At 69.5% G+C, this 6,964-nt stretch carries 6 protein-coding genes; all 6 read left to right on the plus strand.

Features of this window, described 5'->3' with window-relative positions; all coding sequences use genetic code 11:
- The first annotated feature begins 261 nt into the window (after positions 1 to 261).
- Positions 262 to 1,395, plus strand: coding sequence for an ABC transporter substrate-binding protein (locus E3O67_RS07075; protein WP_135102330.1), 1,134 nt, complete (start codon positions 262 to 264; stop codon positions 1,393 to 1,395).
- 52 nt (positions 1,396 to 1,447) lie between these two features.
- A complete protein-coding gene (locus E3O67_RS07080) occupies positions 1,448 to 2,245 on the plus strand; it encodes an ABC transporter permease subunit (protein WP_135102331.1) in 798 nt (265 codons plus the stop codon).
- On the plus strand, positions 2,242 to 3,069 hold the full coding sequence (locus tag E3O67_RS07085; protein ID WP_135102334.1) for an ABC transporter permease: 828 nt from the start codon (positions 2,242 to 2,244) through the stop codon (positions 3,067 to 3,069). Before E3O67_RS07080 ends, E3O67_RS07085 begins: the two co-directional genes overlap by 4 nt.
- Positions 3,066 to 4,190 carry an ABC transporter ATP-binding protein gene (locus E3O67_RS07090; RefSeq protein ID WP_135102332.1) on the plus strand — a complete coding sequence of 375 codons (1,125 nt, stop codon included), beginning with the start codon at positions 3,066 to 3,068 and terminating at the stop codon, positions 4,188 to 4,190. Before E3O67_RS07085 ends, E3O67_RS07090 begins: the two co-directional genes overlap by 4 nt.
- Positions 4,191 to 4,267: 77 nt before the next feature.
- Positions 4,268 to 5,539, plus strand: coding sequence for an AI-2E family transporter (locus tag E3O67_RS07095; protein ID WP_241979316.1), 1,272 nt, complete (start codon positions 4,268 to 4,270; stop codon positions 5,537 to 5,539).
- Positions 5,532 to 6,767 carry a threonine ammonia-lyase gene (ilvA, locus tag E3O67_RS07100; RefSeq protein WP_135102333.1) on the plus strand — a complete coding sequence of 412 codons (1,236 nt, stop codon included), beginning with the start codon at positions 5,532 to 5,534 and terminating at the stop codon, positions 6,765 to 6,767. Before E3O67_RS07095 ends, ilvA begins: the two co-directional genes overlap by 8 nt.
- Positions 6,768 to 6,964: the final 197 nt, after the last annotated feature.

A 6,964-nucleotide genomic window follows, 5' to 3' on the forward strand; every position in this document is an offset into this window, starting at 1 on the left:
CACAGCAGCTCTTGCACCCTGGCTCAACTACTACAACACTGAACGAATCCACGGCGGCATCGGAGCAACCCCCATCAGCCGAGTGTCACCAACGTCATGACTCGGTACACCTAGCGGCACGCTTCAGTCGGCATTCACCCGATGTTCAGCGTCGCACCCCCGTTCGGTCGCCGGCCGCTCCTAGCCTCGCCTTGACCAGCTACCCGGCTCCACACGTCCGCGCCCCGCGCGGCGGCCGGCACCGGTCCGACGGAGGAAAACGTGTTCACCACCCGCACCCTGGCCACCCTGGCCGCGGCCACCGCCCTGGCCCTGAGCCTGGCCGCCTGCTCCGGCGCCGCAGATGCCGACTCCGGCTCCGGCGAGATCGACGCCGCCACCGCGACGAGCCTCTCCGCGTTCGGTGACCTGGCCGCCCTCGAGGATGCGGCCAGGGCCGAAGGCGGCCTGAACGTGATCGCCCTGCCGCGGGACTGGGCCAATTACGGCGCCGTGCTCGACGCGTTCGCCGCGAAGTACCCGGAGATCGCGATCACCGAGGCCTCGCCCGACGCGTCCAGCGCCGAGGAGATCCTGGCCGCCGACAACCTCGTCGGGCAGGACACCGCCCCCGACGTCTTCGACCTGGGGCTGGCGGTGGCGCTGTCCAGCACCGATCGTTTCGCGCCCTACCAGGTGGCTGGCTGGGCCGAGATCCCGGATGCGCTCAAGGAGGCCTCGGGGCTATACACGGGTGACTACGGCGGCTACATGGCGGTCGGCTACGACCCCGATGCCGTGCCCGCGCCGACCGAGCTGAGGGACCTGCTCGGCGCCGAGTACAAGGGCAAGGTCGCGATCAACGGCGACCCGACGCAGGCCGGGGCGGCCTTCGCCGCCGTCGGGCTGGCCACCGTGCAGAACGGGGGTGACGTCAGCGATTTCCAGGCCGGGATCGACTTCTTCGACGAACTCAACCAGGCCGGCAACTTCGTCAAGGTCGACCCCACCCCGGCGACCATCGCGTCGGGGGAGACTCCGGTGGTCTTCGACTGGGACTACCTCAACGTGGGCTACGGCACGAGCCTCGCCGGTGAGCGCAACTGGGAGGTCGTCGTCTTCCCGGGCACCGGCTACGCCGGGTACTACAACCAGGCCATCAACAAGGATGCCCCGCACCCGGCCGCCGCCCGGCTCTGGCAGGAGTTCCTCTACAGTGACGAGGGCCAGAACCTCTGGCTCGCCGGCGGCGCCCGCCCGGTGCGCGCCGAGGCGATGGAGGCGGCCGGCACCATCGACGCCGACCTCCTCGCCGCCCTCCCGGCCGCCCCGGCCGAAACCGTCGTTCCCTCCGAGGCGGAGAGCACCGCGGGAGCCGTGCTCCTCGGCGCGAAGTGGGCCGCAGCTGTCCAGTAGCAGACGCGGAACGGCAGCAGCCTTCGGGCTGCTGCCGTTTGCAGCGTATGTGATGCTCTTCCTGTTCGTGCCGACCCTGATCGCCGTCGGCAGCGGCTTCGTCGACGAGGCCGGGACGTTCACGCTGGACACCGTGGCCGCGTTGGGCACCCCGGTCCTGAGGGACGCCTTCGCTGCCTCGTTCGGGCTGTCGGCGCTCACCGCCGTCGTGGGCGCGATCGTCGGAGCCGTGGCCTGCTACGGCCTGCTCGGCGCGCGGGAGAACGGCCCGCTCCGCGCCGTCGTGGACTCGCTCAGCGGCGTGCTCGCCCAGTTCGGCGGGGTCATGCTCGCCTTCGCGTTCGTGGCGACCATCGGCATCCAGGGTCTGGTCACCGTGATCCTGCGCGACACCTTCGGCGTCGACATCTTCGCCGGCGGGGTGTGGCTCTACGAGCTGCCCGGCCTGGTGCTGCCCTACATCTACTTCCAGGTTCCCCTGATGGTCATCACTTTCCTGCCGGCCCTGCAGGCGCTCAACCCGCACTGGGCCGAGGCCAACGCGACGCTCGGCGGCAACCGGGCCACCTACTGGTTCCGGATCGCGTTCCCCGTGCTCGCGCCCTCGTTCCTCGGCAGCCTATTGCTGCTCTTCGCCAACGCATTCTCCTCCTACGCGACCGCCGCCGCGCTCACCAGCCAGGGATCGCAGATTGTTCCGCTGCAGATCCGCTCGGCCCTGACCAGCGAAACCCTGCTCGGCCGGGAGAATCTGGCCGGGGCGCTGGCGCTCGGTATGATCCTGGTGATGTTCGTCGTCATGTCCGGCTACTCGGTTCTGCAGGCACGGGCCGCCCGGTGGCAGCGATGACGGCGGTGGCGCACACGCCCACCCGGTTGGTGCGCGGTCTCATCCTCGGCAGCATCGGCCTCGTCTTCGCCATCCCCATCGTCGCCATGGTGGAGTTCACCCTGCGCCGTGGGCTTGCCGGCGGCCACGACGTCTCCCGCTGGACCGCCCTGTTCCAGGGCGGCTTCGCCGGTCCGTACCGAACGGTGCTCGTCGCGCTGGGGAACTCGGTCGGGTTGGCCGTGGGCACCGTCGCGATCGTGCTGCTGCTGCTCGTACCGACCCTTCTGCTCGTTCACCTGCGTTTTCCCCATCTGCGCCGCGTGATGGAGTTCGTCTGCATCCTGCCCATCAGCATCCCCGCCATCGTTCTCGTGGTCGGTCTGGCCCCGGTCTACTCGGTGCTCGCCCGGCTGCTCGGCAGCAGTGTCTGGACCCTCGCCTTCGCCTACGGCATCACGGTCCTCCCGTTCGCCTACCGGGCCATCCAGGCCAATCTCGACGGCGTCGACGTGCGCACGCTCAGCGAGGCCGCCCGCACGCTCGGGGCCGGCTGGGCGAGCGTGCTGGTGCGGGTACTGATCCCGAACCTGCGCCGCGGCATCCTGGCCGGCGCGTTCATCTCGGTCGCGGTCGTGCTCGGCGAATTCACGATCGCCTCCCTGCTCAACCGTGTCACCCTGCAGACCGCGCTCGTGGTTGTGAGCAAGGCCGACCCCTACACGGCCGTCATCCTGTCGCTGCTCGCCCTCACCTTCGCGTTCCTGCTCCTGCTCGTCATCGGGCGCCTCGGCACGGTTCGCACCGGTAGCCGGCGACGGCCCACCACCGGAGGTCAGCCATGATCCAGAACCAGCTCCAGAACCAGCTCCAGAACCAGAACCAGAACCCGCTCCAGGACCAGGCTCGCCCGGCGGCGGCCCGCCGGGCGGGAGCGTCGGTGAGCTTCGAGGGCGTGATCAAGGATTTCGCGGGCCACCGTGCCCTGGCCGGCTTCGACCTCACGCTGCACGCGGGCGAATTCGTCGCCCTGCTCGGCCCGAGCGGCAGCGGGAAGACGACCGCGCTGCGGGTGCTGGCGGGGCTCGAATCCACGGATGCCGGCACCATCCGGATCGACGGAGCCGACGTGTCGACACTGCCGACCAGCCGGCGCGACCTGGGCATGGTGTTCCAGTCCTACTCGCTGTTCCCACATCTCAGCGCGGGCCAGAACGTTGAGTTCGGATTGCGGATGCGGAAGGTCCGCGGCGAGGAGCGGCGCGCCCGTGCGGCCGCCGCCCTCGCCCTGGTCGGGCTGGGCACCCACTACGACCGCTTCGCGCACCAGCTTTCCGGCGGTCAGCAGCAACGGGTGGCGCTGGCGCGCGCCCTCGTCACCGAGCCTCGAGTGCTTCTGCTCGACGAGCCCCTGTCGGCCCTGGACGCCCAGGTGCGGGTGGCGCTGCGTGAGGAGATCCGGCGTATCCAGACGGAGCTGGGCATCACGACCCTGTTCGTCACGCACGACCAGGACGAGGCGCTCGCCGTGGCCGACCGTGTTGCCGTGATGCGGGCCGGTTCGATCGAGCAGGTTGGAGCCCCGGAGGAGCTGTACTCCCGGCCCGTCTCGTCGTTCATCGCTGACTTCGTCGGGCTCAGCAACCGACTTGTCGGCGTGGTGCGCCACGGATTCGCGCAGGTGCAGGGGATCTCCCTGCCGCTCCTCGACCCCTCGCAGGCGGATGGCGCGGTGTCCGTCTCCGTGCGGCCGGAGGACCTCGAATTCGGCGCTGCGGGCGCGCCGGGGGTCGTGCTCTCGTCGAGTTTCCACGGCTCACTTCGGCGCACGAGGGTGCGGCTGGACGACGGCACGTCGCTCGTCGTGCAGCACGGAGCGCGACTGCATCCGTCGGTCGGGGAACAGGTCGCGGTGCGATTCACGGGCGCGCCCGTCTCGGTCGACCCGCTCCCGGCCCCGGAGTAGAGATCGGCGAGGAACCGGACGCGGCGATCACGGAACCCATGCCGGAGCCGGCACGTGCGATTGCCTAGAATGATGCCGTGAAGGAAACCGACGGAAAACCCGCCCGTAGCGGCTTCTTCGGCGCGTTCGGACGCCGCAGGGCCGAACCTCCGATCCTGATCGAGGTGCCGACGCCCCTCGGTAACGGGGTCGATGAGAACCTGCCCGCCGGCATCCGACTCGCCGCCGCCTGGTCCTGGCGCCTGCTGGCCCTCGCCGGGGCGATCGCGGTCTTCATTTTCATCGTCATCCAACTGCGGTTGATCGTCATCCCGCTGCTCGTGGCCGTTCTGGTGTCCGCTCTGCTCGTTCCCTTCGTCGGATTCCTGGTGCGGCACCGGTGGCCCAAGGCCGTCGCCGTCGCGCTGGCCTTGATCGGCACCTTCGCGATCCTCGGCGGTCTGCTCACCCTGGCCGTGACCCAGATCGCCACCGGCACGGTCGGCCTGAATGACCGCCTTGCCGCGAGCTACGAGAGTCTGAAAGCCGTGTTGCTGGCGTCGCCGCTGCAGCTGACCGAGCCGGAACTGAACGCCTTCCTCGGCCAGGTCTGGCAGGTCATCCAGGCGGACAGTCAGGTCTTCGTGTCCGGTGCGCTGTCCGTGGGGTCGTCGCTCGGTCACTTGGTGGCCGGTTTTCTGCTGGCGCTGTTCAGCCTCCTGTTCATCCTGATCGACGGCAAGGGCATCTGGGCCTGGATCGTGCGCATGTTCCCGCGCCGGGCACGGGCGGCCGTCGACGGCGCGGGGGTGGCCGGTTGGACAACGCTGGGCAACTTCGCAAAGGTGCAGATCCTGGTGGCCTCCATCGACGCGATCGGCATCGGCACCGGTGCGGCGCTGCTCGGCGTGCCCCTGGCCGTGCCGATCGGCGTGCTCGTCTTCCTCGGTTCCTTCATCCCCATCGTCGGTGCGGTCGCCACGGGGGCCGTGGCCGTCGTGATCGCCCTGATCTTCAACGACTGGGTGGTGGCGTTGCTGATGCTCGGGGTGGTGTTGCTGGTGCAGCAGGTTGAGGGTCATGTGCTGCAGCCTCTGATCATGGGCACCGCCGTCAAGGTACATCCGCTGGGCGTGGTGCTGGTCGTAGCCTCGGGTGCGTTGCTCGCGGGCATCCCGGGGGCGCTCTTCGCGGTGCCGGTCGCCGCGGTGCTGAACGTTATGATCGCCTACATCAACAGCGGGGTCTGGCGTTCCAGTCTGGAGTCCCCGACGACGCTGCTGGTTTCCCCGCTCTGGCAGACCGTCCCGCAACGCCCCGGTTTCCGCAGACCGGCATACCGCCTCGAGAAAAGTGCCGCTCATGACTAATGCCTCCCTCGTCGTACCGACCCTGGCCGACTTCGAGTCCGCCCGGGACGTGGTCGGGCGGGTTGCCGCCGTCACCCCGATGGAAACCTCCCGCTACCTCACGGAGCTCCTCGGCTCGCCGGTCCTCCTCAAGTGCGAGAACCTGCAGCGCACCGGGTCCTACAAGATCCGCGGGGCCTACAACCGGATGTCCAAGCTCACCGACGAGGAGAAGCTTCGCGGCGTCGTCGCGGCCTCCGCCGGCAACCACGCCCAGGGCGTCGCCTTCGCGGCCCGTGAGCTCGGCATCCAGGCCACGATCTTCATGCCGGTGGGCGTCGCCCTGCCCAAGCTGCAGGCGACCCGGGACTACGGCGCGCACGTCATCCTGCGCGGCAACACCGTGGCCGAACCGCTGCTGGCCGCCGCGGAGTGGGCCGCGGAGACCGGCGCCATCCTGATCCCGCCGTTCGACCACGCGGATGTCGTGACCGGCCAGGGCACCGTGGGCCTGGAAATCCTCGACCAGGTTCCCGACCTCGCCACCGTGATCGTTCCCATCGGCGGCGGCGGCCTCATCTCCGGCGTCGCCAGCGTGCTCAAGCAGCGCGCGCGCCGGGACGGTCGCCAGATCCGGGTGATCGGCGTGCAGGCGGCCAACGCGGCCGCGTACCCACCCTCGCTCGAGGCCGGGCGGGCGCTGGAGGTCCAGATCATACCGACCATTGCCGACGGCATCGCGGTGGCCAAGCCGGGGCTGCTCAACTTCGAGATCGTGCGCGACGCCGTCGACGAGGTCGTCACCGTCACCGAGGACGACACGGCCCGTGCTCTCCTGGTGCTGCTTGAGCGCGCCAAGCTCGTAGTCGAGCCTGCCGGTGCGGTCGCCGTGGCGGCGATCCTCGCGGGCAAGGTCACCGCCACCGGCCCGACCGTCGCCATCCTCAGCGGGGGGAACATCGACCCGCTGTTGATGCAGCGCGTGATCAGCCACGGCCTGTCGGCATCCGGTCGCTATCTCACCCTGCGCATCATGCTGCCCGACCGTCCCGGCCAGCTGGCCCGCATCTCGGAGCTGCTCGCCGAGGCGCACGCCAACGTGATCGAGGTTCTGCACACCCGGCACGGCGTGGGACTGCAGATCAGCGAGGTCGAACTCAACGTCAGCGTCGAGACCCGCGGGCCCGACCACCGCCAGCTCGTCGTGGACGTGCTGCGCGCGGCCGGTTACGAACCGCAGTTCGACTAGACGGGGGAGCCCCGCCGCGAGACACGGCTCGGGGTCAGCCCTGACGAATTCGACGGAGATTCTGGCCGCATCGGCCCCAAAACCTCCGAAACCCTCTGCGTCAAGCTGCTTGTGAGTCACTTCACAAGCAGTAGGAGGCAAGGGAATGTCGATCAGCCCGGGGTTCAACGCGGCGGAGATCCGCGAGTTCGTCCATG

Source organism: Cryobacterium sp. TMT3-29-2, from assembly GCF_004564305.1.
Classification (GTDB): Bacteria; Actinomycetota; Actinomycetes; order Actinomycetales; family Microbacteriaceae; genus Cryobacterium; species Cryobacterium sinapicolor.

What these genes read in the sequence shown, in the direction of transcription:
- E3O67_RS07080 (WP_135102331.1), top strand. Translation starts at nt 1,448, where the DNA reads ATGCTCTTCCTGTTCGTGCCGACCCTGATCGCCGTCGGCAGCGGCTTC.
- E3O67_RS07090 (WP_135102332.1), top strand. Translation starts at nt 3,066, where the DNA reads ATGATCCAGAACCAGCTCCAGAACCAGCTCCAGAACCAGAACCAGAAC.
- ilvA (WP_135102333.1), top strand. Translation starts at nt 5,532, where the DNA reads ATGACTAATGCCTCCCTCGTCGTACCGACCCTGGCCGACTTCGAGTCC.
- E3O67_RS07085 (WP_135102334.1), top strand. Translation starts at nt 2,242, where the DNA reads ATGACGGCGGTGGCGCACACGCCCACCCGGTTGGTGCGCGGTCTCATC.